The following is a 25,329-nucleotide window of genomic DNA, read 5'->3' as shown; positions in this document are numbered from 1 at the left end:
TGTCTGGTCGTTATACCGGAACAGTTAAGGAGTATGAACCTGATTCTCAAACGAGAGGGCGAGTCGGGTGATGAGACAATGGGAAAGAGAGAGGGTGTTTGTAATGCCGGATGGTGAGTTGCGTTTTATCCGGCCTACAGGAGATGCAGGCCGGATAAGTCAGTTTTAACCTAATCCCCAGAAGATCACCGCCAGCAGCTGTGGCGTGATAATCCTCAGGAACATAACCAGCGGATAAACGGTGGCGTAGGAGAGCGCTGCCGCCCCGCTGGTAGCATGCAGGTTATTAGCAAACGCCAGAGCCGGGGGATCGGTCATTGAGCCAGCCAGCATGCCGCACAGCGTCAGATAGTTCATTTTGACAAATAGACGAGCTAACAAACCCACGGTAATCAGCGGAATCGCAGTAATGAAAATACCGTACCCCACCCAGCTCAGGCCATCGCCCTGCGTCAGAGTATCGACAAAATCACCGCCTGACTTCAGACCAACTACCGCGAGAAACAGCACGATACCCAACTCTCGCAGCGCCAGGTTAGCACTGGGAGGCATAAACCAGTACAGCTTACCAATGCTGCCAATACGCCCCAGGATCAAGGCCATAATCAGCGGCCCACCGGCCAGACCCAGTTTTAACGCCACCGGAAACCCTGGGATGAACAGCGGAATTGAACCCAGTAGAACACCCAGCCCGATACCGATAAATACCGGCAGCATCTGCACTTGCTGCAGTTTTTGCTGCGCGTTACCCACAACATTGGCAACGGCATCAATAGACGAAGGGCGCCCCACCAGATTGAGGATATCCCCGAATTGCAGGCTGGCGTCACTGCTGGCTACCAGCTCAACACCCGCACGGTTCAGGCGGGAAATCACCACGTCGTAACGTTCTTTAAAGTGCAGGTCACGGATACGTTTACCCAGCACCTGCTCGTTAGTCACCACCACGCGTTCGACGCGTAAATCGGTACCTCGCGTAGACAGCGATGTATCCACCTCCTGCCCAATCACCACCTGCGCGTTATGCAGGTCAGCAGGCTGCCCGACCAGGTGGAGCAGGTCGCCCAACTGGATAACTGTCCCTGGCGACGGCACCATCAATGTCTCGTCACGTTTCAGACGCGAGCAGATAATTTTGTCGCTGTTCAGAATCGGGACATCCTGAATCGCCATATTGTTGATGTTTGGGTTTTCCACGCGGATGTTCATCGTCTGAATCAGTGCGTGCCCGTTGGTCAGCGTGGATTCATGCTGCTGGGCTTCAGCATCGACGTTAACGCGGAAAATAAGGCGCATCAGCCACATGGTCAGTAAAATTCCGCAAATGCCGAAAGGATAAGCCATGGCATAGCTCATCCCCATCTGGTCAACCACATCGCCAGGCGTACCCAAATCGCGCAGAATTTGCTGCCCCGCGCCCAACGCCGGGGTGTTGGTGACCGCACCAGAGAATATTCCCAGCACCACAGGGAGAGGAATGGCAAAAATCTTATGCAGGATCGCGGTGACCAGGCCACCCATAATAACAATCAGTACGGCAAACAGATTCAGCCGCAGCCCGGAAACGCGCAGTGACGCAAAAAAGCCCGGCCCCACCTGAATACCGATGGTGTAGACGAAAAGAATCAGGCCAAATTCCTGAATAAAATGCAGCATGTCGCCGCTCAGGGTCATCCCTGCCTGATCGACAAAATGCCCGACAATAATGCCGCCGAACAGCACACCTCCAATGCCAAAACCCACACCACGTATTTTTATGTTGCCGATCCATAACCCGACAACTGCCACCAATGCCAGAACGCTGACCGTCAATGCTATATCACTCATATCCTGTTCCCTGTGAATAACATCATTAAGTAAATGGATTCTCGCAGAGTACAGTCGCAATGTATGGGTGGTAAAGCACAAAAAAGCCCCGTCATTTCTGGCGGGGCAAAGGCATGGAGCTATTTAACTGTCTAATGCGGGACGTTCGCTGATGGCGATACGTTGTGGAGCAATGGTTTCAGGTTCATTCCGGGTCAAATCAATATGCAGCAAGCCGTTAGTGAAGCTTGCGCCGGAGACCTCCATATTTTCAGCCAGCGTAAAGCTCAGGCTGAACGGCTGAGTGACCAGTCCCTGATGCAACCATTTGGTCTCTTTTTCCGGCTGCTGCGGCGTACCTTTCACTGTCAGGCGCGTGCCTTCCAGTTGAATATCCAGATCTTCCTGGCGGAAACCGGCTAACGCAAGGGTAATGCGGTAGTGGTTATCATCGCTCTTTTCGATGTTATAAGGCGGGAAGCTCTGGCTTTCACCGGTGTTTTGCAAGGCATTGGCCAGTTTGTCAAAACCGATCCATTGACGCAGCAGTGGGGATAAATCGTAGTTACGCATAATAATCTCCTTCTAAGAAGCGAGTAGGTACCTTTCGGCTCCCTGACGGCAAGCCGATGACTTAGCAAGGCCGCCTGAAGCGGCCTACAGAATTAGTTGATTTCGATGCGGCGCGGTTTGTTCGCTTCAGGAATCACGCGCTCAAGATCGATATACAGCAGACCATTTACCAGGTTTGCGCCGCGAACATGAATGTTCTCCGCTAACTGGAACTTGCGTTCAAAGTTGCGCTCGGCAATACCCTGATACAGGTAAGTACGTTCTTTTTGATCGTCCGCATGGGCGCCTTTTACCACCAGCAGATTGTCCTGGGCAGTAATTTCCAGTTCGCTTTCAGCAAAACCGGCAACGGCAATTGCAATGCGGTAATGGTTTTCGTCTACCAGCTCAACGTTGTACGGAGGGTAGCCGCCATTGCTCTGGCCCTGATTGTTTTCCAGCAGGTTAAACAGACGGTCAAAACCAATAGCAGAACGGTACAGCGGGGATAAATCAAAGTTACGCATAATCAATAGCTCCTGAAATCAGCGAGAATATTGACCTTCCATCATGGACAGGTCAGGTAGCCAGGACACCCATCAGGCATGCCCTTCATTTGTCTACACTCTAAAAATGGGTCTTAATACAAACTTTTCAAGCGTATTCATCTGACTTTTTTTGCAGTTTGTTGTCTATTGCATACACTGGGGGGAGCAGTTGTTATCGTTAAATCGCGATGGCCGCCACAGTGCGACGAAATGGTGATGTTATTTTCGCAACGGATCGCTTTAACTCACCATGCAAACACGATAAATACAGATGAATAAATGATGATTAAAAAAATGTTGGTAACACTGACGATGTGTAGTGGGATGGCGTTTGTAAGCGGCTGTTCCAGCATCATGTCACATACAGGTGGCAAAGAAGGGACGTATCCTGGCACGCGAGCCAGTGCCACAATGATTAGCGAAAGTGATACGAACTGGGGAACCAAGTCGCTGGCGATTCTGGATATGCCTTTTACCGCGGTGCTCGATACGGTATTGCTACCTTGGGATCTCTTTCGCAAAGATAACTCGGTGAGATCCCGCGTAGAAAAGAGCGAGGAGAGAACCCAGGCCACGAACGCCGTTATTCCCCCGGCAGAAATGTCTGCTCCATAAATTAACGTCCGGTTTCAGTCACCCACAGCTGGCGGAAACCCTCGACGTCTTCCATCCACGCAACCTGTCGACCATCAGGGGAGAAGACGATCGCATCGGCCGACGGCGGGTTATCATGACGTTCCGTTAAAAAATCAATTTCGCCCGTTTGAACATCACAACAGGCAATTCTGTTCTCCAGTACAAATCCCAGCCATTTCCCCGATGGGTGCCAGTTAAAGGCTGACTGAATATTCGTAGCGCACTGGGTAAGCTGACGCAGCGATCCACCCTGTGGGGAAATCAGCCATAGCTGCACAATACCGTTGTCATCACGCATTAAAAACGCAATCTCAGATGCCTTTGGATTACTGCGTACCCAGTGGCGAGGCTGATTCACCAGCCCCGGAAAGGCGCGCTCATGGGTAAACGTCAGACGGCGTTGGCGAATACCGGATGGCGGCGCAGGCATGGTCATGTCAGTCCCCTCCAGAGGCGCGTCCCCCGGCTGTTTCCAGCCGCTTTCATCCTGTGGCAAATCAACAATAAACAGCTCCGGTACTTTCTCGCCAGTGGCTGATAGCGTATCACCGATAAACGCCAGCCTGTTTTCTCCAACCCAGCCCTCTTCATAGGCGCGGTTAATCTCATCGCTACCCGGTTTTGGCGTTGGTGTCGTCTGGCTCACCAGCACACACCAGTAGCTACCACTGTATTCACGGGGATGCTGCGCGGAGACATTCACCGGACCATACGGTGCAGCCACGCCGACGTTGCGTAAATCGAGCGCCGGAGAGCGCTCATGCAGAACATGGTCGTTATAGGTGAAACTGACAAACTCACCGTTTGGGCTAAAGACATGCACATGACTCCCGCCGCGCAGCGCACCTGGCGTATAGGGCGCAGTAATATCCATTGCATCCAGATTCTCCACCCCAGCCTGCGTAACAATCACCCCACGGCGATGATGGAAGTCGTAATACCATGTTTCATCAGGATTTTCAGGCCCGTGAATGAATACATATTTTTCCGACTTTGGATGAACGGTCACCACGCCAACGTGCGATCCCTGAGTAGCCCGGTAAATCACCTCCAGCTCGCCAGTATGGATATTGACGCGCTCAATTGTTTCACCGGTAAAGGAAGCGCCGGAAGGGCGCACATCAAAGACCAGCCACTGGCTGTCCGGTGTCCAGGTGTTGATATTGGTAAGCTGATGATTACGCGGCGTAAAGGTGATTTGCTTCATGGGATGCCCTGATACAAGACGATTAAAACAATCATACTTCACAAGCACTTCACTTTCAGGCTTTAGCGTATCGCCATCTTCATTTTTGCGGACAGAAAGATGGAACATTTTGACGTAGCGATTATCGGTTTAGGTCCGGCAGGCGCAGCGCTGGCGCGACAGTTAAGCGGAAAAATGCGCGTGATTGCGTTGGATAAAAAACGCCAGTGCGGTAACGAAGGTTTCACTAAACCCTGCGGCGGTCTGCTGGCCCCGGACGCCCAGCGTTCGTTTATCCGCGACGGGATAACCTTACCCGTTGATGTTATCGCCAACCCGCAGATTTTTAGCGTTAAAACGGTTGATGTTGCCGCTTCTTTGACGCGTAACTACCAGCGCAGCTACATTAATATCAACCGCCATGCTTTTGATTTATGGCTTAAATCTCTCATCCCTGATGATGTGCAGGTGTATCACGACAGCCTGTGCCGGAAAATCTGGCGCGAGGGCGATAAATGGCACGTTATCTTCCGCGCCGACGGTTGGGAGCAGCAGATCACCGCGCATTATCTGGTGGGGGCAGACGGTGCGAATTCACTGGTACGCCGTCATCTTTATCCCCAGCACCAAATCCGTAAATATGTCGCGATTCAACAATGGTTTGCGGAAAAGCATCCCGTACCGTTCTATTCCTGTATTTTTGATAACGATGCAACTGACTGTTATTCCTGGAGTATCAGCAAAGATGGCTATTTTATCTTTGGTGGCGCCTACCCCATGAAGGACGGACAGGCACGCTTTGACGCGCTGAAAGAGAAGCTGGAAGCGTTCCATTTCCAGTTCGGCAAACCGGTGAAAAGTGAAAAATGTACGGTGCTATTCCCCTCACGCTGGAAAGACTTCGTCTGCGGCGAGGACAACGCATTTTTGATTGGTGAAGCGGCCGGTTTTATCAGCGCCAGCTCGCTGGAAGGGATTAGCTATGCGCTGGACAGCGCGGAGATCCTCAAATCGGTACTGCTGCGGGATACGCCAGATATGAATCACGCTTACCGTAAAGCCACCCGCAAGTTACGACTCAAACTGTATGGCAAAATCCTGAAAAGCCGGGCCCTGACGTCGGCATTTTCCCGTAAATGGATTATGCGCAGCGGCGTTGCGCATATTCCCCAGGGAGACCATTCAGCACCACAAATCATGGCTGAAACGGGGCAAATACGACGAAGCATTTGCCCATAACATCTTAATTCAGTGCAAACTTCTCTATGGCGTACGCGACGCCATCTTCAAGATTGGATTTGGTCACGAAGTTGGCGATTTCTTTGACTGATGGAATAGCGTTGTCCATGGCAACGCCCACACCTGCGTATTCAATCATCGCGATGTCGTTTTCCTGATCGCCAATCGCCATCACCTCTTCGGCTTTAATGCCTAACGCATCGGCCAGCGATTTTACGCCCGTCCCTTTATTGACGCGTTTATCGAGGATTTCGAGGAAATACGGCGCACTTTTCAGCACGGTGTACTTCTCTTTTACTTCCGCAGGTAGACGAGAGATAGCTTTATCGAGGATCTCCGGCTCGTCAATCATCATCACTTTCAGGAACTGGGTTGCGGGATCCATTTTCTCGGCTTCACAGAACACTAGCGGGATGGTCGCGACAAACGATTCGTGCACCGTGTAGTAGCTGATATCACGGTTCGCGGTATACAGCGTATTGCGATCGAGGGCGTGGAAATGCGAGCCGACTTCCCGGGAGAGCTGCTCCAGGTAACGATAATCATCATAGCTCAGCGCGGTTTGCGCCACGGTACTGCCATCCCCTGCTTTCTGCACCAGCGCACCGTTGTAGGTAATGCAGTAGTCACCGGGTTGTTCCATATGTAGTTCTTTCAGATAGCTGTGAACGCCGGCATACGGGCGTCCCGTGGTCAGCACCACATTCACGCCACGCGCGCGTGCCGCGGCAATTGCCGTTTTGACCGCTGGTGAAATGGTGTGATCGGGCAGCAGAAGTATGCCATCCATGTCGATAGCAATAAGTTTGATAGCCATGAGTTCCCCGGATTAAATGAGTCCGTCCTCATGCTAACGCGATTCCGCTCAAAAAACAGCTACGAAAAGGGGGATAGAAAGGGGAATCGAGATTCCCCTTTTGTAGATTGGTTGTCGTTTGTAGGCCTGATAAGCAACGCGCCATCAGGCACAATACAACGTCTTGCCGGATAGCGGCGTAAACCGCCTTATCCGGCCTACAGATTGGCTTAAATATCGATGTTCGCCGCTTTCAGGGCGTTTTCTTCGATAAATGCGCGACGCGGTTCAACGGCATCGCCCATCAGCGTGGTGAACAGCTGGTCGGCAGCAATCGCATCCTTCACGGTAACGCGCAGCATACGACGGCTTTCCGGATCCATGGTGGTTTCCCACAGCTGTTCCGGGTTCATCTCGCCAAGACCTTTATATCGCTGGATAGCGAGGCCACGACGAGACTCTTTCTGCAGCCATTCCAGCGCCTGCTCAAAGCTGGCAACCGGCTGGCGACGCTCGCCACGTTCGATAAACGCATCGTCTTCGATCAGCCCACGCAGCTTCTCGCCAAGCGTACAAATACGATGGTACTCGCCACCGGTCACAAATTCATGCTCCAATGGATAGTCAGTATCGACACCGTGGGTACGCACCCGGATCACCGGTTCGAACAGGTTCAGTTCAGCGTCTTTACGCACGAAGCTATTCCAGGTGCTGCCGTGCATTTCGTTTTCATTAAGCACGTTAACCAACTGGGAAACCCAGGCAGTGACTTTCGCTTCATCAGCGAGATCGGCTTCAGCCAGCGTCGGTTGATAAACCAGTTCTTTCAGCAGCGCTTTCGGGAAACGACGTTCCATACGGCCGATCATTTTCTGCGTTGCGTTGTATTCAGAAACCAGTTTTTCTAATGCTTCACCCGCCAGGGCTGGCGCGCTGGCATTGGTGTGCAGCGTTGCGCCATCCAGAGCGATAGAAATTTGGTACTGATCCATCGCTTCGTCATCTTTAATGTACTGTTCCTGCTTGCCTTTTTTCACTTTGTACAGCGGTGGCTGTGCAATGTAGACGTGGCCGCGTTCAACGATTTCCGGCATCTGACGATAGAAGAAGGTCAACAGCAGCGTACGGATGTGCGAGCCGTCGACGTCCGCATCGGTCATGATGATGATGCTGTGATAACGCAGTTTGTCCGGGTTGTACTCGTCACGACCGATGCCACAGCCGAGCGCGGTGATCAGCGTCGCAACTTCCTGAGAGGAGAGCATCTTGTCAAAGCGCGCTTTCTCGACGTTGAGGATTTTACCCTTCAGCGGCAGAATCGCCTGGTTCTTACGGTTACGTCCCTGCTTCGCAGAGCCACCCGCGGAGTCCCCTTCCACCAGATACAGTTCAGAGTGAGCTGGGTCGCGTTCCTGACAGTCCGCCAGCTTGCCCGGCAGACCGGCTAAGTCCAGCGCGCCTTTACGACGGGTCATTTCACGCGCACGACGTGCAGCTTCACGAGCACGCGCAGCATCAATAATTTTGCCGACAACGATTTTCGCGTCAGACGGGTTTTCCAGCAGATATTCGCTCAGCAGTTCGTTCATCTGCTGTTCTACCGCCGATTTCACCTCAGAGGAGACCAGCTTGTCTTTGGTCTGTGAGGAGAACTTCGGATCCGGTACTTTCACGGAAACAACGGCAATCAGGCCTTCACGGGCATCGTCACCGGTAGCGCTGACTTTCGCTTTTTTACTGTAGCCTTCTTTGTCCATGTAGGCGTTCAGGGTACGGGTCATCGCCGCACGGAAGCCTGCAAGGTGAGTACCGCCGTCACGCTGTGGAATGTTGTTGGTGAAGCAGTAGATGTTTTCCTGGAAACCATCGTTCCACTGCAGCGCAACTTCAACGCCGATACCGTCTTTTTCGGTGGAGAAGTAGAAGATATTCGGGTGGATCGGCGTTTTGTTTTTGTTGAGGTATTCAACAAACGCCTTGATGCCACCTTCGTAGTGGAAATGGTCTTCTTTGCCGTCACGCTTGTCGCGCAGACGAATAGAGACGCCGGAGTTCAGGAATGACAGCTCACGCAGACGTTTCGCCAGAATGTCGTATTCAAATTCAACAACATTGGTAAAGGTTTCGTGGCTTGGCCAGAAACGGACCTGAGTTCCCGTCAGTTCTGTTTCGCCAGTTACTGCCAGCGGCGCCTGCGGCACACCGTGCACGTAAGTTTGCTGATGCACTTTGCCTTCACGACGAATCACCAGTTCCAGCTTCTGTGACAGGGCGTTAACGACGGAAACACCCACGCCGTGCAGACCGCCGGAAACTTTATAGGAGTTATCATCGAATTTACCGCCTGCGTGCAAAACGGTCATGATAACTTCCGCTGCCGAAACGCCCTCTTCCGGGTGAATACCGGTTGGGATACCACGGCCATCATCGGTAACGGACACGGAGTTGTCAGCGTGAATCGTTACCACGATATCTTTACAGTGACCCGCGAGCGCTTCGTCGATAGCGTTATCTACCACCTCGAATACCATGTGGTGCAGACCGGTGCCGTCATCCGTGTCGCCGATATACATACCAGGGCGCTTACGCACCGCATCCAGTCCTTTCAGGACTTTGATACTGGAGGAGTCATAAGAATTCGACATCAACGTTTCTCGCTCATTTTATCTTGGGTTAATCCGTTATTTTACCCTTTTCCACGGTAAACATCTTCGAATTTTCATCGGACATGTCTATAACGTGTTCAGCGCTTATTGCGCTGACAAAGACCTGAGATTGCGTGGCTTTTAAGCGGCTGGCCAGCAGTCCGCGACGCGCGTCATCCAGTTCAGAGGCAAAATCATCTATCAGGTACAGGCAGCGCCGCCCGCTTTCACGGGTCAGGAACTCCCCTTGCGCCAGACGTAAGGCGCACATCAGCAGCTTTAGCTGCCCACGCGACAACGTATCTTCCACCGGCGCACCGTCGGCGCGAATGCGGAAATCCGCCTTATGCGGGCCGTGCGCAGTGTAGGTCAACATGCGATCGCGTTCAAAACTGCGTTCCAGCACTTCGGCATAATCAGTCTCTTTCTCCCAGCCGCGCTGGAATGAGAAGGAGAGCGAAAACTCGGGAAGAAACTGCTGGCAGGTATCCGCCATATCCTGCGCGATACCGGCGCTGTACTCCGCGCGCCAGGTGCTGATTTGTTCCGCCAGTGGGATCAGTTCTTTATCCCACGGGCGCAGTTGCTCATAACGACTCACCTGGCGCAGCGCTGCATTGCGCTGCTTGAGCAGTCGCTTCAGGTTGCTCCAGGCGGTGAAAAATCCGACTTCATTGTGAAAACATCCCCAGTCAAGGAATGCTCTTCTGTATTTGGGGCCGCCATTGAGTAAAGTAAACCCCTCAGGCGTGATCAGCTGCATCGGCATCAGGTGCGCCAGTTCTGCGACCTTGTGCCCGTCAGTGCCGTCAATGCGCACTTTGCTGTCGCCCAGTTTGTCTTTCGTCAGGCCAATCGACGTCTCACGTTCTTCACCCTGCAAGCGCCCGTGTAAAACAAACGACTCCTGCTCGTGGCGAATCACGCGGCCAATCTGCAAACTGCGAAACGCCCGACCGTGGCCGAGCGTATAGATAGCTTCCAGTACGCTGGTTTTGCCGCTGCCATTCGCGCCAACCAGGAAGTTAAAGCCGGGGGATAAAGCGAGATCCGCGCTTTCAATATTGCGGAAATCTTTGATTAGCAGTCGGGATAGCGACATATCAACTCATAACCTGGGCGTTATCGTCGCAGTTAGTCTGGTTACGGCCAGCGCACAGCAACCGGAGCGTACTGAAGTACGTGAGGATTGCGAGCACTGCCCGGAGCCAGACTAACAAGTAAGATAGCCCGATATTCTTTACAAGCGCATAGGCATGACGACATAGGCTGCGGATTGGCTGGCCGCATCTTCAATCTGTACGCTCGATACGGAATCGGTCAGCAGAATACGCACGTTCTCGCACTTCAGCGCGTTCAGAACGTCCAGTACGTAGCTCACGTTAAAGCCGATTTCCAGTTCTGTACCAGGATAGGAGACATCCAGAATTTCTTCTGCTTCTTCCTGCTCCGGGTTGTTGGCGGTGATTTTGAGCTGGTTTTCGCTGACATACAGACGCACGCCGCGGAATTTCTCGTTCGACAGGATCGCCGCACGCGCAAACGCCTGTTTGAGGATATCGCAACCGGCTTCCAGATGTTTGTCCGGGTTCTTCGGCAATACGCGGCGATAATCCGGGAAACGGCCATCAACCAGCTTGGAGGTGAAGATGAAATCACCAACGTGCGCACGAATGTTGTTGCTGCCAATCTGCACGCGCAGCGGGTTATCGCCGCCGTCGAGCATACGCATCAGTTCAATCACGCCTTTACGCGGTACGATCACCGAATGGCTTGGCAACGGTTGACCAACAGGCATTGAACAGACCGCCAGGCGGTGGCCGTCGGTCGCCACGGTACGCAGCTCTTCCCCTTCGGTTTCAAACAGCATGCCGTTTAAGTAGTAACGTACGTCCTGATGCGCCATCGAAAACTGCGTGGCTTCAATCAGGCGCTTCATCGTCGCCTGCGGCAGGGTGAATTCGACTTCGCTCTGCCAGTCGTCCAGATTCGGGAAGTCGGCGGCAGGCAGCGTAGACAGCGAGAAACGGCTGCGGCCAGAACGCACCAGCATACGGTCGCCTTCCAGTTGAACGGCAATTTCCGCGCCTTCCGGCAATCCACGGCAAATATCGAAGAATTTACGCGCCGGAACGGTGGTAGCACCAGGTTCATGAGGCTGGATCAGCGCCACGCGCGCCACCATCTCCATTTCGAGATCGGTACCGGTCAGCGAAAGCGTGCCGTCAGCAACCTGCAGCAGCAGGTTTCCGAGAATAGGCAGTGTAGGACGTCCACCCAGCGGGCCGCTGACCTGCTGAAGCGGTTTTAATAAATGTTCACGTTCAACGGTAAATTTCATAGCGTCACGAAGATAATGTTCTGATTAAATTGGAGAAATCTTCTTTAATATCATGGCTTTCTTCACGCAACTGCTCAATCTTCCGGCAGGCATGAAGCACGGTAGTATGGTCACGCCCACCAAACGCGTCGCCGATTTCCGGCAAACTGTGGTTAGTGAGCTCTTTTGCCAGCGCCATCGCCATCTGGCGCGGGCGAGCTACCGAGCGAGATCGACGCTTAGAAAGCAGATCCGCAATTTTGATTTTGTAATACTCCGCCACCGTCTTCTGAATATTGTCGATGGTGACCAGCTTTTCCTGCAAAGCCAGCAGATCGCGCAGCGCTTCGCGCACGAAATCGATAGTAATCGCCCGGCCGGTAAAATTGGCGTTGGCGATCACGCGGTTCAGTGCGCCTTCCAGCTCACGTACGTTAGAGCGTAGACGCTTGGCAATAAAGAACGCTACTTCACCTGGCAGACGAATGTCGTTTTCGTCGGCTTTTTTCATCAGGATCGCAACACGCGTTTCCAGTTCAGGCGGTTCGATCGCGACAGTCAGTCCCCAGCCAAAGCGGGATTTCAGACGATCTTCAACGCCGTTGATCTCCTTCGGATAGCGATCCGAGGTCAGGATGATCTGCTGATTGCCTTCCAGCAGGGCGTTAAAGGTGTGGAAAAACTCTTCCTGCGATCGCTCTTTATTCGCGAAGAATTGGATATCGTCAATCAGCAGCGCGTCAACGGAACGGTAGTAGCGTTTAAACTCTTCGATCGCGTTGTTTTGCAGGGCTTTGACCATATCCTGCACAAATCGCTCGGAGTGCATATACACCACTTTGGCGTTTGGCTTACGCGCCATAATGCCGTTACCGACAGCGTGCAGCAGGTGGGTTTTACCCAGACCCGTACCGCCATAAAGGAATAACGGATTGTAGGCGCCGCCAGGATTGTCCGCCACCTGACGTGCCGCCGCGCGCGCCAATTGGTTAGATTTACCTTCAACGAAGTTATCAAACGTGTGTTTGACGTTGACGTTAGAACGATAGGTAGGTTCTGCCGGAGCCGGGACGTTATCCCAGCCTGGACGCGCCGCCGGAGCAGCACGTTGCGGTTGCACTTGCTGAGCCACGTGGGCGGGCGCAACAACGTTGTTGACCGGCGTTTTCAGCGTTTGCGTGACGGGTTTAGTGCCGACTTCAAAGCGCAGCTGTGGGGCATCCGCGCCACAGAAATTATTGAGTAATCCATTAATATTATTAAGGTATTTATCCCTTACCCAATCGAGCACGAAACGGTTTGGCGCATACAAAGCCAGCGTGTTATCGCTCAGTTCCGCCTGCAACGGGCGTATCCACATACTGAACTCTGTGGCTGGTAACTCATCCTGCAATCGGGCAAGACACTGCTGCCAAAGCGAAAGTGACACGGCGGACTCCACTCGAACAAAAGTCGATAAATGACAAAGGCTGAAACATTCATGATTGTTGACGCACATCGACAAGACCCTATGCAAAGGGTGACGTGCGAATTGCTATCTGCAATTTTTACCCGATCAGGATCCATTGAAACGATCAGGACCGCGGATCATAGCGTAAACTGAGAAAGAGATCTTCTGTTTCTCACAGATTCTTCCCGATTTATCCACAGGATGATCCAGAATCGGCTAAGTGTAAACGATCCTGGAGAAGTGCTGCAGGTTTTAGCGCGCATATTGAAAAAATTAATGAGTAAAGATGCTTTACTGCTTAAACGATCTAATAAAGATCCCGAGCGATCCTTGCGCTTTATCCACCAGCCCGTATAATTCTTACCCCCAGCGAGTAACGGTCGCCTTACGGCGTCAACGCTGCCTGTTTTTTACGCGAAACCATGCGGAAAAAAGCGGGAAATAAGGAAAGAGAATTGACTCCGGAGTGTACAATTATTACAATCCGGCCTCTTTAATCACCCACACTGTGGCGTAAGTCGTTCGAAATTCGTTCGGGTATACGCAAAAGTCAGTGAATTTATTCAAGTTTAGGTAGAAATCGCCATGAAACGCACTTTTCAACCGTCTGTACTGAAGCGCAACCGTTCTCACGGCTTCCGTGCTCGTATGGCTAATAAAAATGGTCGTCAGGTTCTGGCACGTCGTCGTGCTAAAGGCCGTTCTCGTCTGACCGTTTCTAAGTAATAAAAGCTAGCCCCTGAGTGGTTAAGCTCGCATTTCCCAGGGAGTTACGTTTGTTAACTCCCACTCATTTCACATTCGTCTTCCAGCAGCCACAACGGGCTGGCACGCCGCAAATCACCATCCTCGGCCGCCTGAATTCGCTGGGGCATCCCCGTATCGGTCTTACAGTCGCCAAGAAAAATGTTAAGCGTGCGCATGAACGCAATCGGATTAAACGTCTGACGCGTGAAAGCTTCCGTTTACGTCAGCACGAGCTTCCAGCAATGGATTTCGTGGTGGTGGCGAAAAAAGGGGTTGCTGACCTCGATAACCGTGCTCTCTCGGAAGCGTTGGAAAAATTATGGCGTCGCCATTGTCGCCTGGCTCGCGGGTCCTGATAGCCCTCATTCGGGTCTATCAACGCCTGATCAGTCCGCTGCTTGGGCCGCATTGCCGTTTCACTCCAACCTGTTCGAGCTACGGAATTGAGGCATTGCGCAGGTTTGGAGTGATAAAAGGCAGTTGGTTGACGGTGAAACGCGTATTAAAATGCCACCCTTTACACCCTGGTGGTGACGATCCCGTCCCGCCCGGACCATTTGATACCAGAGAACACTAACGATGGATTCGCAACGCAATCTTTTAGTCATCGCTTTGCTGTTCGTGTCTTTCATGATCTGGCAAGCCTGGGAGCAGGATAAAAACCCGCAACCTCAGGCCCAACAGACCACGCAGACAACGACCACCGCAGCGGGTAGCGCCGCAGACCAGGGCGTACCGGCCAGTGGCCAGGGGAAACTGATTACGGTTAAAACTGACGTGCTTGATCTGACCATCAACACCCGTGGTGGTGATGTGGAACAGGCTTCACTGCCAGCTTACCCGAAAGAACTCGGTTCTACCGAACCGTTCCAGTTACTGGAAACTACGCCACAGTTCATCTACCAGGCACAAAGTGGCCTGACAGGTCGTGACGGCCCGGATAACCCGGCTAACGGCCCGCGTCCGCTGTACAACGTCGATAAAGACGCGTTTGTACTGGCTGACGGTCAGAACGAACTGCAGATCCCGATGACCTATACTGACGCAGCGGGTAACACATTCACTAAAACGTTTGTTCTTAAGCGTGGTGAATATGCTGTCAACGTTAACTACAGCGTGCAGAACGCCGGCGAAAAACCGCTGGAAATCTCCACCTTTGGTCAGCTGAAGCAATCCATCAATCTGCCATCTCATCGTGACACCGGTAGCAGCAACTTTGCGCTGCACACCTTCCGTGGCGCGGCGTACTCCACGCCGGATGAGAAGTATGAGAAATACAAATTCGACACCATTGCTGAAAACGAAAACCTGAACGTCAATGCTAAAGACGGCTGGGTCGCAATGCTGCAACAGTATTTCGCAACGGCATGGGTTCCGCGTAACGACGGCACCAACAACTTCTATACCGCTAACCTGGGTAACGGCATTGCCGCTATCGGCTATAAATCACAGCCGGTACTGGTACAGCCTGGCCAGACTGGCGCGATGACCAGCACCCTGTGGGTCGGCCCGGAAATTCAGGATAAAATGGCGGCCGTTGCACCGCACCTGGATCTGACCGTGGATTACGGCTGGTTGTGGTTCATTTCTCAGCCGCTGTTTAAACTGCTGAAGTGGATCCATAGCTTCCTGGGTAACTGGGGCTTCTCCATCATCGTTATCACCTTTATCGTTCGTGGCATCATGTACCCGCTGACCAAAGCGCAGTACACATCCATGGCGAAGATGCGTATGCTGCAGCCGAAGATTCAGGCTATGCGTGAACGTCTGGGCGATGACAAACAGCGTCAGAGCCAGGAAATGATGGCCCTGTACAAAGCTGAGAAGGTAAACCCGCTGGGCGGCTGCTTCCCGCTGATCATCCAGATGCCAATCTTCCTGGCGTTGTACTACATGCTGATGGGCTCCATTGAACTGCGTCATGCGCCGTTCGCCCTGTGGATCCATGACCTGTCTGCACAGGACCCATACTACATCCTGCCGATTCTGATGGGCGTGACGATGTTCTTCATTCAGAAGATGTCTCCGACCACCGTAACCGACCCGATGCAGCAGAAGATCATGACCTTCATGCCGGTCATCTTCACCGTGTTCTTCCTGTGGTTCCCGTCAGGTCTGGTGCTGTACTATATCGTCAGCAACCTGGTAACCATTATTCAGCAGCAGCTGATTTACCGTGGTCTGGAGAAACGTGGCCTGCATAGCCGCGAGAAGAAAAACTCCTGATTCGGTGTAGGCCGGATTAGGCGAAGCCGCCATCCGGCAAACGGAACATAAAGTAAAGGGCGGTCATTAGACCGCCTTTTTTATTGCATTAAGAAGAGACAAACCATGAGCCATAACGACACCATCGTCGCTCAGGCCACCCCACCGGGACGTGGTGGCGTGGGTATCCTGCGTATCTCCGGCCTGAAAGCGCGTGAGGTCGCAGAAACCGTACTTGGGAAACTGCCCAAACCGCGTTATGCCGATTATCTGCCGTTCAAAGACGCGGATGGCAGCGCGCTGGATCAGGGGATTGCCTTGTGGTTCCCCGGCCCAAACTCCTTTACCGGCGAAGACGTTTTAGAGCTTCAGGGCCACGGAGGTCCGGTGATTCTTGACCTGCTGCTCAAACGTATTCTGACCATTCCCGGGCTGCGCATTGCCAGACCGGGTGAATTCTCCGAGCGAGCGTTTCTCAATGATAAGCTCGATTTAGCCCAGGCCGAGGCGATTGCCGACCTGATCGATGCCAGCTCAGAGCAAGCCGCTCGCTCGGCGCTGAACTCGTTGCAGGGCGCATTTTCCGCACGGGTAAATCATCTTGTGGAAGCGCTCACTCACCTGCGCATCTATGTTGAAGCAGCGATCGACTTCCCGGATGAAGAAATCGACTTCCTGTCTGACGGCAAGATTGAAGCGCAACTCAACAGCGTTATCAGCGATCTTGATGCCGTGCGTGCGGAAGCGCGTCAGGGCAGCCTGCTGCGCGAAGGGATGAAGGTGGTGATTGCCGGTCGGCCAAACGCCGGGAAATCAAGCCTGCTGAACGCGCTGGCTGGCCGTGAGGCGGCCATTGTCACCGATATCGCCGGGACTACTCGCGACGTGCTGCGTGAGCATATTCACATCGACGGCATGCCGCTACACATCATCGACACCGCCGGTTTGCGCGATGCCAGCGACGAAGTTGAACGCATCGGTATCGAACGTGCCTGGCAGGAAATTGAACAGGCCGACCGTGTACTGTTTATGGTTGATGGCACCACCACCGACGCCGTGGACCCGGCAGATATCTGGCCAGACTTTATTGCCCGTCTGCCAGCCAAGCTGCCGATCACCGTGGTGCGTAACAAAGCGGATATTACCGGTGAGACGCTGGGCCTTAGCGAAGTAAATGGCCACTCACTGGTTCGCCTCTCTGCGCGTACCGGTGAAGGCGTTGACGTACTGCGTAATCATCTCAAACAGAGCATGGGCTTTGAAACCAATATGGAAGGCGGCTTCCTGGCCCGTCGTCGTCACCTGCAGGCGCTGGCAGAAGCGGCGGAGCATCTCGAACAAGGAAAATCCCAACTGCTCGGAGCATGGGCCGGAGAATTGCTGGCTGAGGAGCTACGCCTGGCGCAGCAGAACCTCAGTGAGATCACCGGAGAATTTACCTCCGACGATCTGCTGGGACGGATTTTCTCCAGCTTCTGTATTGGTAAGTAACGTTGTGTTGCCCGGTGACGCGATGCTAACCGGGCCTACAGGCCCCGTAGGCCGGGAGAAGGCGTTTACGCCGCCACCCGGCAACAACAATTTCCCATGTGGAAATCACTGTTGTCCAAATGGCAACTCGTGCAGTTGACTCTCTGACCGTATGCTTAGCGCCACATTTCTTATGAGGTCGCTATGACACGCTTTCTAATCTGCAGTTTCGCCCTGGTTCTTCTTTATCCTGCCGGTATTGATATGTATCTGGTGGGGCTGCCCCGTATTGCTGCCGATTTACAGGCCAGCGAGGCACAACTGCATATCGCGTTTTCGGTTTATCTGGCGGGAATGGCGACGGCGATGCTGTTCGCCGGTAAAATTGCCGACCAGTCAGGTCGCAAACCGGTCGCCATAGTCGGCGCACTCATCTTTATTTTCGCCTCTGCACTATGTTCTTTCGCCGAAAGCGGTACGCCATTCCTCATAGGTCGTTTTATTCAGGGCGTAGGTGCGGGCTGTTGCTACGTGGTGGCTTTCGCTATCCTGCGCGACACACTCGACGATCGCCGTCGGGCGAAGGTACTGTCGTTGTTGAACGGTATTACCTGTATCGTGCCGGTGCTGGCTCCGGTGATGGGGCATCTGATTATGCTCAAATTCCCGTGGCAGAGCCTGTTCTACACGATGATGGGTATGGGTGTTGCCGTTTGCCTGCTGTCGGTATTTGTCCTGCGAGAATCGCGCCCAGCAACGCTTATGGCGACGACGGAAAAGAACCACACAACCGAATCACTGGTAAACCGTTTTTTCTTAAGCCGTCTGGCCATTACCACCCTCAGCGTGTCGGTGATCCTGACCTTCGTGAACACATCTCCGGTGCTGCTGATGGAAGTGATGGGCTTCGACCGTGGTGAGTACGCTACCACGATGGCCATGACCGCAGGCATCAGTATGGCGGTCTCTTTCTCTACGCCATTTGCTCTGAGCGTATTTAAGCCTCGCGTTCTGATGCTGACCTCACAGGTGCTGTTTCTGTGTGCCGGCGTGGTGTTAACCCTTGCCACTTCACACGCAGTAACGCTTTTCGGGCTGACGTTAATCTGCGCTGGATTCTCGGTCGGCTTCGGTGTTGCGATGAGCCAGGCGCTTGGGCCGTTCTCGCTGCGCGCGGGCGTCGCCAGCTCGGCATTAGGTATTGCGCAGGTTTGCGGTTCCTCGCTGTGGATTTGGCTGGCGGCGGTTCTTGGCCTTGATGCGCTGAATATGCTGATCGGGATTCTGATTGGCTGTAGCATAGTGAGTATCATGCTGATTATCACTGTTGCACCTAACCGGTCCGCGCCAACTCATGAAGAAATCCCTCAGCAGTCTCGATCTTAATTTATTGCTCTGCCTGCAGCTGTTGATGCAGGAACGCAGCGTCACTAAAACCGCCAAACGGATGAACGTCACGCCGTCGGCGGTCAGTAAGTCGCTGTCGAAGCTGCGGACCTGGTTTGATGATCCCTTGTTTGTGAACACCCCGCTGGGGCTATCGCCGACGCCGCTGATGGTCAGCATGGAGCAGAGCCTTGCTGAATGGATGCAGATGGGCAATCAGTTGCTCGATAAGCCGCACCATGAGTCTCCACGCGGGCTGAAGTTTGATCTGGCGGCCGAGACGCCGTTAGTGATGATCATGTTCAATGCGCTCTCCCAGCAGATTTATCAGCGCTATCCCCAGGCGACAATCAAAATACGTAACTGGGACTATGACTCGCTGGATGCCATTATTCGCGGTGAAGTGGATATTGGCTTTACCGGGCGCGAAAGCCATCCGCGTTCGCGCGAACTGCTGAGTTTGTTGCCATTGTCGATCGACCATGAAGTGCTGTTTTCCGATCTGCCTTGCGTCTGGCTACGTGAAGATCATCCCGCACTGCAGGAAGAGTGGAATCTGGACACCTTTCTGCGCTATCCGCACATCAGCATTAGCTGGGAGCAAAGCGATACATGGGCGCTGGATGAAGTCCTGCAAGAAATGGGACGCGCACGCAATATCGCGTTATGTCTGCCCGGTTTTGAGCAATCGCTGTTTATGGCCGCGCAGCCGGATCACGCGCTGATAGCCACCGCACCGGTCTATTGCCAGCGTTATAACCAACTCCACCAGCTTCCACTCGTTGCACGGCCGATGCCATTTGATACGGCGCAACTGGAAAAAATGCGCGTACCGTTCACTCTTCTTTGGCATAAACGCAACAGCCACAATCCTAAGATCGTCTGGCTAAAAGACACGATCAAGGCGCTTTATCGCGATATCTCCTGACGATCCTTCATTTTGGTGTTGCTAAATCGACCATTCTGGCAACAGAAATGTAAATATCGCGTAATGTCTCCCATTTTCGCTTAGTTTTTGGGCAGCAAAGCCTGCCCGGAGGCCGTGTAAATGTTACTCTGGTAATAATCACGGACCATTAATCACGGAGCGACAAATGGCGACACATTTTGCCAGAGGGATTCTTACGGAGGGACACCTGGTTTCAGCTCGCCTCCCTTCTCCATGTCATATCGAAGCAAGAGATCTACCCGCTCATCGCCGGACACGTTTCCTGGCTTCCCGAAGTCTTCTCGCTGAACTGATGTTTATGCTTTACGGCACCAGCACGCTGCCCGAAATTGTTACTCAGGCCAAAGGTAAGCCCGTTTTTCGCGATAAGAACCTGCCGGGTTTTTCGATTTCCTATGCCGGGAATATCGTCGGCGTTGTGCTAACAACTGAAGGAACGTGCGGCCTGGATATGGAACTTCAGCGGGCCACCCGCGGGTTTCACAATCCAAATTCAGCGGAAACGTGGCGCTTCTCCAGTAACGAAAACCTGTGGATCAATAACCAAAACGACCCCAACGAAGCACGCGCGCAGCTCATTACATTGCGCCAGAGCGTACTCAAACTCACTGGCGATGTGTGCAATGACGATCCGCGTGAGCTCCAGCTTTTACCCGGCGCAGGGCGTCTGAAATGTGCCCATGTGGCGCAGGTTGAAGCCATTTGCGATGCGGAAGATGTACTGGTGTGGTCAGTTGCGGTTACGCCAACCATTGAAAAACTCAAGGTTTGGGAGTTTGATGGTAAACAGGACTGGAAAAGTTTGCCTGATATCCAGACTCGCGCCAATGAGCCAACGGGTCGTCTGATCCGGTTCTCTCAATTATGTGCAGCGAAGAGCCATACGCTTTGATTTAACCTTCATGATGAAACAGGAGCCACCATGTCTGAAACATTGAATGTTGTTACGTTACTGGGAAGTCTGCGCAAAGGTTCGTTTAATGGAATGGTTGCCCGTACGCTGCCCAAGATTGCTCCAGCGGGAATGGAAGTGAACGCGCTGCCGTCGATTGGTGATATCCCTCTGTACGATGCCGACCTCCAGCAGGAAGAAGGTTTTCCGGCCAGCGTAGAAGCGCTGGCTGAGCAAATCAGAAAGGCTGACGGTGTCGTCATCGTCACACCTGAATATAACTATTCTGTTCCGGGCGGACTGAAGAACGCCATCGACTGGCTGTCCCGCCTGCCCGATCAGCCATTATCGGGTAAGCCGGTGCTGATCCAGACCAGTTCTATGGGCGCTATTGGCGGCGCGCGCTGCCAGTATCATCTGCGTCAGATCCTGGTATTCCTCGACGCCATGGTAATGAACAAGCCGGAATTTATGGGCGGCGTCATTCAGAACAAAGTAGACCCGCAGACAGGTGAAGTGATCGACCAAAGCACGCTGGACCATCTGACCGGTCAATTGACCGCATTTGGCGACTACATTCAGCGCGTGAAAGCATAAAAGAAAAAGCCCGGCGATATGCCGGGCTTGTTTACATATGGGCAAATAAACAGCGATTAGTGCGCGTCGATAAACACAATCTTCAGCACAAACAGCAGCGCGACAATGATGACGCACGGGCTGAGATCGCGGAAACGTCCGGTACCAATCTTCATCACGCAATAAGAAATAAAGCCCAGTGCAATACCTTCGGTAATTGAGAAGCTAAAGGGCATCATCACGGCAGTAATAAACGCCGGAACCGCTTCTGTCAGGTCATCCCACTTCACGCGCGACAGGCTTGATGTCATCAGGACGCCAACGTAAATCAGCGCACCAGCGGCTGCATAACCCGGTACCATCCCCGCCAGCGGCGACAGGAAGATAACCAGCAGGAACAGCAGGCCAACGACAACGGCGGTCAGACCGGTACGTCCACCGACCGAAACCCCGGAAGAAGATTCGATATACGCAGTAACGGAAGAAGTCCCGATAAACGCCCCGGTAACCGACGACACGCTATCCACATACAGCGCTTGCTTCATGCGCGGGAACTTGCCCTTCGCATCCGCCAGACCGGCTTTATCCGTAACGCCAATCAGCGTACCGGAGGAGTCGAACAGGTTAACCAGCATGAACGAGAAAATCACACCCGCCAGGCCAATGTTAAACGAACCGGCCAGGTCGACATGTCCGATAACAGACATCACGCTCGGTGGCGCAGAAACGATACCGTTGTAATGGACATCGCCCAGCATCCAGCCCAGTAGCGTGGTTACAATGATAGAAATCAGCACCGCCGCGTGAATGTTACGTGACGCCAGAATCGCGATGATAAAGAAGCCCAGGATACCGAGCAGTACACTGTGGGACGTCAGGTTACCGATAGACACCAGCGTGTCTTTGTTGGCGACGATAACACCGGCGTTTTTCAGCCCCATCATGCCGATGAACAGACCAATACCGCTGGTGATCCCCACACGCAGGCTAACCGGGATATTGGCAATCATCCAGTAACGAACGCGGAAAATAGTCAGCAGCAGCAGACCAACAGCGCCCCAGAAGATAGCGCCCATACCAATCTGCCATGACAGCCCCATCGCGCCAACGACCACGAAAGCGAAGAATGCGTTCAGGCCCATAGCAGGCGCAAGTGCGACCGGCAGGTTGGCAAACAGGCCCATCAGGATGCTACCAAATGCAGCAATAAGGCAGGTGGTAACAAAGACAGCGCTGGTATCCATGCCAGCCACGCCAAGAATTTGCGGGTTAACAAAAACGATATACACCATCGTCAGGAAGGTCGTTAAACCGGCGATCACTTCGGTCCGTGCCGTCGTGCCATGTTCGCGCAGTTTGAACACGCGTTCCAGCATCCCCTGGCCGGAAGCCTGGGTTGTGTGTTGTTGACTCATTATCAATTTCCGAACAAGGAGGGAAAATTCGTCGCTATCCTATACCAAAATGCGACAATAGGGTTGGGTTATGAGCAACTTTTTTCATTGATTTTGCTTATACGGCAACGATTGCGTCGCCCAATAATGCATTACGAAAACGTTAAACTTGTTAAAACAGAAATGACATGTCCCAGATAGAAGCCGTATTTTTTGACTGTGACGGTACCCTTGTCGACAGTGAAGTGATTTGTTCTCGCGCGTATGTCAGCATGTTCCAGGCGTTTGGCATTACGCTCGATCTTGAAGAAATTTTCAAACGCTTCAAGGGGGTAAAGCTGTACGAGATCATCGACATTATCAACGAAGAGCACGGTGTCGAACTGGCAAAAGCCGATTTAGAACCGGTTTACCGCGCTGAGGTCGCACGTCTGTTCGATACGGAACTGGAGGTGATTGCCGGTGCCAATGCGCTACTGGACAGCATGGCCGTACCAATGTGTGTGGTCTCTAACGGTCCAGTCAGCAAAATGCAGCATTCGCTGGGTAAGCTGGGCATGTTGCACCATTTCCCTGATTTACTGTTCAGCGGCTACGATATTCAGCGTTGGAAGCCCGATCCGGCCCTGATGTTCCATGCGGCGAAAGCGATGGACGTTAACGTTGAGAACTGCATTCTGGTTGATGATTCCAGCGCAGGTGCGCAGGCGGGGATTGCCGCCGGGATGGAAGTGTTCTACTTCTGCGCCGATCCGCATAACAAACCGATCGATCATCCAAAAGTGACGACGTTTACCGATCTGGCACAGTTGCCGGAATTGTGGAAGGCGCGGGGTTGGAATATCGTCGAATAAACAGTAGGCCCGATAAGCAAAGCGCCATCAGGCGAATGGCGCAGAATGCCGGATGCGGCGTAACACCTTATCCGGCCTACAATAGCGACGCCGGGGGAACCCGGCGAACGCAACAAGCTGCTTATTCCTTCGGATCTTTGCCCGCCAGCAGCTTATCCAGCTCATCTCCGCCCACGTGACGGAAGTCTTGTCCCTTCACGAAGTAGAAGATGTATTCGCAGATATTCTGGCAGCGGTCACCGATACGTTCGATGGAACGTGCGCAGAACAGCGCGGTCAGCACGCTTGGAATGGTACGTGGGTCTTCCATCATATAAGTCATCAGCTGACGCACGATGCCTTCATATTCCTGGTCAACTTTCTTATCTTCGCGATAAATACGCACTGCTTCGTCCAGATCCATACGTGCAAACGCATCCAGAACGTCATGCAGCATTTGTACGGTATGGCGGCCCAGTGATTCCAGGCTTACCAGCAGCGGCTGGTGCTGTTGCGAGAACTTCTCCAGCGCGGTACGGCAAATTTTGTCCGCCACGTCGCCAATACGTTCCAGCTCAGCGATGGTTTTGATAATCGCCATCACCAGACGCAGGTCGCTCGCTGTCGGTTGACGCTTGGCGATGATACGCACGCAGGCTTCGTCGATCGCCACTTCCATCATGTTGACGTTCTTATCGCCTTCAATGACGCGCTTCGCCAACTCGCTGTCCTGGTTGTGCATCGCCGTGATTGCATCAGAAAGCTGCTGCTCGACCATGCCGCCCATGGTCATCACCTGGGTACGGATGCTTTCCAGCTCTGCATTGAACTGGCCGGAAATATGTTTATTAAGGTTAAGGTTATCCACAACAAGCTCCTGAATCAGCCGTAACGACCGGTGATGTAATCTTCAGTTTGTTTCTTCGCGGGCTTGGTGAACAGATCGTCCGTGTTGCTGAACTCAATCAACTCGCCCAGGTACATAAATGCCGTGTGATCGGAACAACGCGCAGCCTGCTGCATGTTGTGGGTAACGATAACAACGGTGTAATCCTCTTTCAGCTCAGTGATCAGCTCTTCGATACGCCCGGTAGAAATAGGGTCGAGCGCTGAACATGGCTCATCGAGCAGAAGCACTTCCGGGCGAATGGCGATACCACGCGCAATACACAGACGCTGCTGCTGACCACCCGAGAGAGAGTACCCGCTCTGGTGTAATTTATCTTTGGTTTCGTTCCACAATGCGGCCTTGGTCAATGCCCACTGCACACGCTCGTCCATATCCGCACGCGAGAGTGTCTCAAACAGACGCACGCCAAAAGCGATGTTGTCGTAGATGGACATCGGGAACGGCGTTGGCTTCTGGAATACCATGCCCACTTTGGCACGCAGCAGAGCGATATCCTGGGTATTGGTGAGAATATTGTCGCCATCCAGCAGGATTTCACCTTCCGCACGCTGCTCCGGGTACAGTTCAAACATTTTGTTGAACGTACGCAGCAGCGTCGATTTACCACAGCCTGACGGCCCGATAAACGCCGTTACCTGGTTTTTAGCAATATCCAGGTTGATGTTCTTCAGGGCATGGAATTTGCCATAGTAGAAGTTCAAATCACGAACCTGAATCTTACCCGGGGCAGTATCAACCATACTCATTTCAATCTCTTCCTCATTCGGCGCCGCATCAGCCACGCCGTAA

At 53.0% G+C, this 25,329-nt stretch carries 25 protein-coding genes and 1 other annotated feature; of the genes, 13 read left to right on the top strand and 12 right to left on the bottom strand.

What is annotated here, in order from left to right; all coding sequences use genetic code 11:
• Positions 1–165: 165 nt before the first annotated feature.
• The 3 genes from OGX92_RS09680 to ibpA all read right to left on the bottom strand — a co-directional run bounded on the left by OGX92_RS09680 (position 166) and on the right by ibpA (position 2,885).
• Positions 166–1,827: a putative transporter gene (locus OGX92_RS09680; protein ID WP_003827099.1), complete on the bottom strand. Its 1,662-nt coding sequence runs from the start codon at positions 1,825–1,827 to the stop codon at positions 166–168.
• Positions 1,828–1,950: 123 nt separating this feature from the next.
• Positions 1,951–2,379, bottom strand: coding sequence for a small heat shock chaperone IbpB (gene ibpB / locus OGX92_RS09675; RefSeq protein WP_003827096.1), 429 nt, complete (start codon positions 2,377–2,379; stop codon positions 1,951–1,953).
• A 92-nt stretch (positions 2,380–2,471) separates the two neighbouring features.
• Positions 2,472–2,885, bottom strand: a complete 414-nt coding sequence (gene ibpA, locus OGX92_RS09670; protein WP_003023882.1) for a small heat shock chaperone IbpA — start codon at positions 2,883–2,885, stop codon at positions 2,472–2,474.
• Positions 2,879–2,950 (bottom strand) — a sequence feature (ROSE (Repression Of Heat Shock gene Expression) occurs in the 5'-region of heat shock genes and acts as an RNA thermometer to modulate expression.). It overlaps the preceding gene by 7 nt.
• A 238-nt stretch (positions 2,951–3,188) precedes the next feature.
• On the opposite strand from ibpA, the gene OGX92_RS09665 reads away from it, so the two are divergent.
• Positions 3,189–3,521, top strand: coding sequence for a YceK/YidQ family lipoprotein (locus OGX92_RS09665; RefSeq protein ID WP_003023879.1), 333 nt, complete (start codon positions 3,189–3,191; stop codon positions 3,519–3,521).
• Between the two features lies 1 nt (position 3,522).
• Here the strand turns inward: OGX92_RS09665 and OGX92_RS09660 are convergent, their stop codons facing one another.
• Complete coding sequence (locus tag OGX92_RS09660; protein ID WP_063941193.1) at positions 3,523–4,749, bottom strand: YidR family protein; 1,227 nt, start codon at positions 4,747–4,749, stop codon at positions 3,523–3,525.
• Positions 4,750–4,848: 99 nt separating this feature from the next.
• On the opposite strand from OGX92_RS09660, the gene cbrA reads away from it, so the two are divergent.
• A complete protein-coding gene (gene cbrA, locus OGX92_RS09655; RefSeq protein WP_063941194.1) occupies positions 4,849–5,967 on the top strand; it encodes a colicin M resistance lipid reductase CbrA in 1,119 nt (372 codons plus the stop codon).
• 4 nt (positions 5,968–5,971) lie between these two features.
• Here cbrA and yidA read toward each other — a convergent pair whose 3' ends face one another.
• The 5 genes from yidA to dnaA all read right to left on the bottom strand — a co-directional run bounded on the left by yidA (position 5,972) and on the right by dnaA (position 13,157).
• A complete protein-coding gene (yidA, locus tag OGX92_RS09650; RefSeq protein WP_286586472.1) occupies positions 5,972–6,784 on the bottom strand; it encodes a sugar-phosphatase in 813 nt (270 codons plus the stop codon).
• A 209-nt stretch (positions 6,785–6,993) separates the two neighbouring features.
• Positions 6,994–9,408, bottom strand: coding sequence for a DNA topoisomerase (ATP-hydrolyzing) subunit B (gyrB, locus tag OGX92_RS09645; protein ID WP_126956568.1), 2,415 nt, complete (start codon positions 9,406–9,408; stop codon positions 6,994–6,996).
• Between the two features lie 28 nt (positions 9,409–9,436).
• Positions 9,437–10,510 (bottom strand): DNA replication/repair protein RecF, encoded by a 1,074-nt coding sequence (gene recF, locus OGX92_RS09640; RefSeq protein WP_063941195.1) that lies wholly within the window; start codon positions 10,508–10,510, stop codon positions 9,437–9,439.
• A gap of 138 nt (positions 10,511–10,648) precedes the next feature.
• Positions 10,649–11,749, bottom strand: a complete 1,101-nt coding sequence (gene dnaN, locus OGX92_RS09635) for a DNA polymerase III subunit beta (RefSeq protein ID WP_003023863.1) — start codon at positions 11,747–11,749, stop codon at positions 10,649–10,651.
• Between the two features lie 4 nt (positions 11,750–11,753).
• Positions 11,754–13,157: a chromosomal replication initiator protein DnaA gene (gene dnaA / locus OGX92_RS09630; protein ID WP_003827078.1), complete on the bottom strand. Its 1,404-nt coding sequence runs from the start codon at positions 13,155–13,157 to the stop codon at positions 11,754–11,756.
• A gap of 222 nt (positions 13,158–13,379) precedes the next feature.
• On the opposite strand from dnaA, the gene OGX92_RS23580 reads away from it, so the two are divergent.
• The 10 genes from OGX92_RS23580 (at position 13,380) to OGX92_RS09585 (ending at position 21,424) form a co-directional block, all read left to right on the top strand.
• Entirely contained in the window at positions 13,380–13,535 is a 156-nt protein-coding gene (locus OGX92_RS23580) for a hypothetical protein (RefSeq protein ID WP_418219453.1), read from the top strand.
• A gap of 228 nt (positions 13,536–13,763) precedes the next feature.
• Complete coding sequence (gene rpmH, locus OGX92_RS09625) at positions 13,764–13,904, top strand: 50S ribosomal protein L34 (RefSeq protein WP_003023858.1); 141 nt, start codon at positions 13,764–13,766, stop codon at positions 13,902–13,904.
• A 17-nt stretch (positions 13,905–13,921) separates the two neighbouring features.
• Entirely contained in the window at positions 13,922–14,281 is a 360-nt protein-coding gene (gene rnpA / locus OGX92_RS09620) for a ribonuclease P protein component (protein WP_003844432.1), read from the top strand.
• Complete coding sequence (gene yidD, locus OGX92_RS09615; RefSeq protein ID WP_003023846.1) at positions 14,245–14,502, top strand: membrane protein insertion efficiency factor YidD; 258 nt, start codon at positions 14,245–14,247, stop codon at positions 14,500–14,502. Before rnpA ends, yidD begins: the two co-directional genes overlap by 37 nt.
• A gap of 2 nt (positions 14,503–14,504) precedes the next feature.
• Complete coding sequence (gene yidC / locus OGX92_RS09610; protein ID WP_003827058.1) at positions 14,505–16,151, top strand: membrane protein insertase YidC; 1,647 nt, start codon at positions 14,505–14,507, stop codon at positions 16,149–16,151.
• Positions 16,152–16,256: 105 nt separating this feature from the next.
• Positions 16,257–17,621 carry a tRNA uridine-5-carboxymethylaminomethyl(34) synthesis GTPase MnmE gene (gene mnmE / locus OGX92_RS09605; protein ID WP_003827056.1) on the top strand — a complete coding sequence of 455 codons (1,365 nt, stop codon included), beginning with the start codon at positions 16,257–16,259 and terminating at the stop codon, positions 17,619–17,621.
• Positions 17,622–17,804: 183 nt separating this feature from the next.
• Complete coding sequence (locus tag OGX92_RS09600) at positions 17,805–18,986, top strand: MFS transporter (protein ID WP_003827053.1); 1,182 nt, start codon at positions 17,805–17,807, stop codon at positions 18,984–18,986.
• Positions 18,955–19,914, top strand: a complete 960-nt coding sequence (gene yidZ, locus OGX92_RS09595) for an HTH-type transcriptional regulator YidZ (RefSeq protein ID WP_003827051.1) — start codon at positions 18,955–18,957, stop codon at positions 19,912–19,914. The genes OGX92_RS09600 and yidZ overlap by 32 nt, the downstream gene beginning before the upstream one ends.
• A 166-nt stretch (positions 19,915–20,080) precedes the next feature.
• Positions 20,081–20,827, top strand: a complete 747-nt coding sequence (locus tag OGX92_RS09590; RefSeq protein ID WP_003827048.1) for a 4'-phosphopantetheinyl transferase family protein — start codon at positions 20,081–20,083, stop codon at positions 20,825–20,827.
• Between the two features lie 30 nt (positions 20,828–20,857).
• The gene (locus tag OGX92_RS09585) at positions 20,858–21,424 is read left to right on the top strand and encodes an NADPH-dependent FMN reductase (RefSeq protein ID WP_003827046.1); all 567 of its coding nucleotides are present in this window, start codon (positions 20,858–20,860) and stop codon (positions 21,422–21,424) included.
• A 56-nt stretch (positions 21,425–21,480) separates the two neighbouring features.
• On the opposite strand, the gene adeP is transcribed toward OGX92_RS09585, so the two are convergent.
• Positions 21,481–22,818 (bottom strand): adenine permease AdeP, encoded by a 1,338-nt coding sequence (adeP, locus tag OGX92_RS09580; RefSeq protein ID WP_003827042.1) that lies wholly within the window; start codon positions 22,816–22,818, stop codon positions 21,481–21,483.
• Between the two features lie 167 nt (positions 22,819–22,985).
• Between adeP and yieH the strand changes: the two genes are divergently transcribed.
• Positions 22,986–23,651: a 6-phosphogluconate phosphatase gene (gene yieH / locus OGX92_RS09575; protein ID WP_003827040.1), complete on the top strand. Its 666-nt coding sequence runs from the start codon at positions 22,986–22,988 to the stop codon at positions 23,649–23,651.
• A 121-nt stretch (positions 23,652–23,772) separates the two neighbouring features.
• Here yieH and phoU read toward each other — a convergent pair whose 3' ends face one another.
• Together phoU and pstB are read right to left on the bottom strand one after the other, a co-directional pair.
• A complete protein-coding gene (gene phoU, locus OGX92_RS09570; protein WP_003023824.1) occupies positions 23,773–24,498 on the bottom strand; it encodes a phosphate signaling complex protein PhoU in 726 nt (241 codons plus the stop codon).
• Between the two features lie 14 nt (positions 24,499–24,512).
• Entirely contained in the window at positions 24,513–25,286 is a 774-nt protein-coding gene (pstB, locus tag OGX92_RS09565) for a phosphate ABC transporter ATP-binding protein PstB (RefSeq protein WP_286586469.1), read from the bottom strand.
• Between the last annotated feature and the right edge of the window lie 43 nt (positions 25,287–25,329).

It is taken from the genome of Citrobacter sp. Cpo089 (assembly GCF_030332695.1).
Taxonomy (GTDB): Bacteria; Pseudomonadota; Gammaproteobacteria; order Enterobacterales; family Enterobacteriaceae; genus Citrobacter; species Citrobacter portucalensis.
The sequence above is the reverse complement of the archived record's forward strand: the minus strand, read 5'-3'. Positions and strand labels throughout refer to the sequence as shown.

Excerpts from the sequence above, each read along its gene's own strand:
- OGX92_RS09680 (WP_003827099.1), bottom strand. The coding sequence starts at position 1,827 with ATGAGTGATATAGCATTGACGGTCAGCGTTCTGGCATTGGTGGCAGTT.
- ibpB (WP_003827096.1), bottom strand. The coding sequence starts at position 2,379 with ATGCGTAACTACGATTTATCCCCACTGCTGCGTCAATGGATCGGTTTT.
- ibpA (WP_003023882.1), bottom strand. The coding sequence starts at position 2,885 with ATGCGTAACTTTGATTTATCCCCGCTGTACCGTTCTGCTATTGGTTTT.
- OGX92_RS09665 (WP_003023879.1), top strand. The coding sequence starts at position 3,189 with ATGATTAAAAAAATGTTGGTAACACTGACGATGTGTAGTGGGATGGCG.
- OGX92_RS09660 (WP_063941193.1), bottom strand. The coding sequence starts at position 4,749 with ATGAAGCAAATCACCTTTACGCCGCGTAATCATCAGCTTACCAATATC.
- cbrA (WP_063941194.1), top strand. The coding sequence starts at position 4,849 with ATGGAACATTTTGACGTAGCGATTATCGGTTTAGGTCCGGCAGGCGCA.
- yidA (WP_286586472.1), bottom strand. The coding sequence starts at position 6,784 with ATGGCTATCAAACTTATTGCTATCGACATGGATGGCATACTTCTGCTG.
- gyrB (WP_126956568.1), bottom strand. The coding sequence starts at position 9,408 with ATGTCGAATTCTTATGACTCCTCCAGTATCAAAGTCCTGAAAGGACTG.
- recF (WP_063941195.1), bottom strand. The coding sequence starts at position 10,510 with ATGTCGCTATCCCGACTGCTAATCAAAGATTTCCGCAATATTGAAAGC.
- dnaN (WP_003023863.1), bottom strand. The coding sequence starts at position 11,749 with ATGAAATTTACCGTTGAACGTGAACATTTATTAAAACCGCTTCAGCAG.
- OGX92_RS23580 (WP_418219453.1), top strand. The coding sequence starts at position 13,380 with ATGATCCAGAATCGGCTAAGTGTAAACGATCCTGGAGAAGTGCTGCAG.
- rpmH (WP_003023858.1), top strand. The coding sequence starts at position 13,764 with ATGAAACGCACTTTTCAACCGTCTGTACTGAAGCGCAACCGTTCTCAC.
- yidD (WP_003023846.1), top strand. The coding sequence starts at position 14,245 with ATGGCGTCGCCATTGTCGCCTGGCTCGCGGGTCCTGATAGCCCTCATT.
- yidC (WP_003827058.1), top strand. The coding sequence starts at position 14,505 with ATGGATTCGCAACGCAATCTTTTAGTCATCGCTTTGCTGTTCGTGTCT.
- mnmE (WP_003827056.1), top strand. The coding sequence starts at position 16,257 with ATGAGCCATAACGACACCATCGTCGCTCAGGCCACCCCACCGGGACGT.
- OGX92_RS09600 (WP_003827053.1), top strand. The coding sequence starts at position 17,805 with ATGACACGCTTTCTAATCTGCAGTTTCGCCCTGGTTCTTCTTTATCCT.
- yidZ (WP_003827051.1), top strand. The coding sequence starts at position 18,955 with ATGAAGAAATCCCTCAGCAGTCTCGATCTTAATTTATTGCTCTGCCTG.
- OGX92_RS09590 (WP_003827048.1), top strand. The coding sequence starts at position 20,081 with ATGGCGACACATTTTGCCAGAGGGATTCTTACGGAGGGACACCTGGTT.
- OGX92_RS09585 (WP_003827046.1), top strand. The coding sequence starts at position 20,858 with ATGTCTGAAACATTGAATGTTGTTACGTTACTGGGAAGTCTGCGCAAA.
- adeP (WP_003827042.1), bottom strand. The coding sequence starts at position 22,818 with ATGAGTCAACAACACACAACCCAGGCTTCCGGCCAGGGGATGCTGGAA.
- yieH (WP_003827040.1), top strand. The coding sequence starts at position 22,986 with ATGTCCCAGATAGAAGCCGTATTTTTTGACTGTGACGGTACCCTTGTC.
- pstB (WP_286586469.1), bottom strand. The coding sequence starts at position 25,286 with ATGAGTATGGTTGATACTGCCCCGGGTAAGATTCAGGTTCGTGATTTG.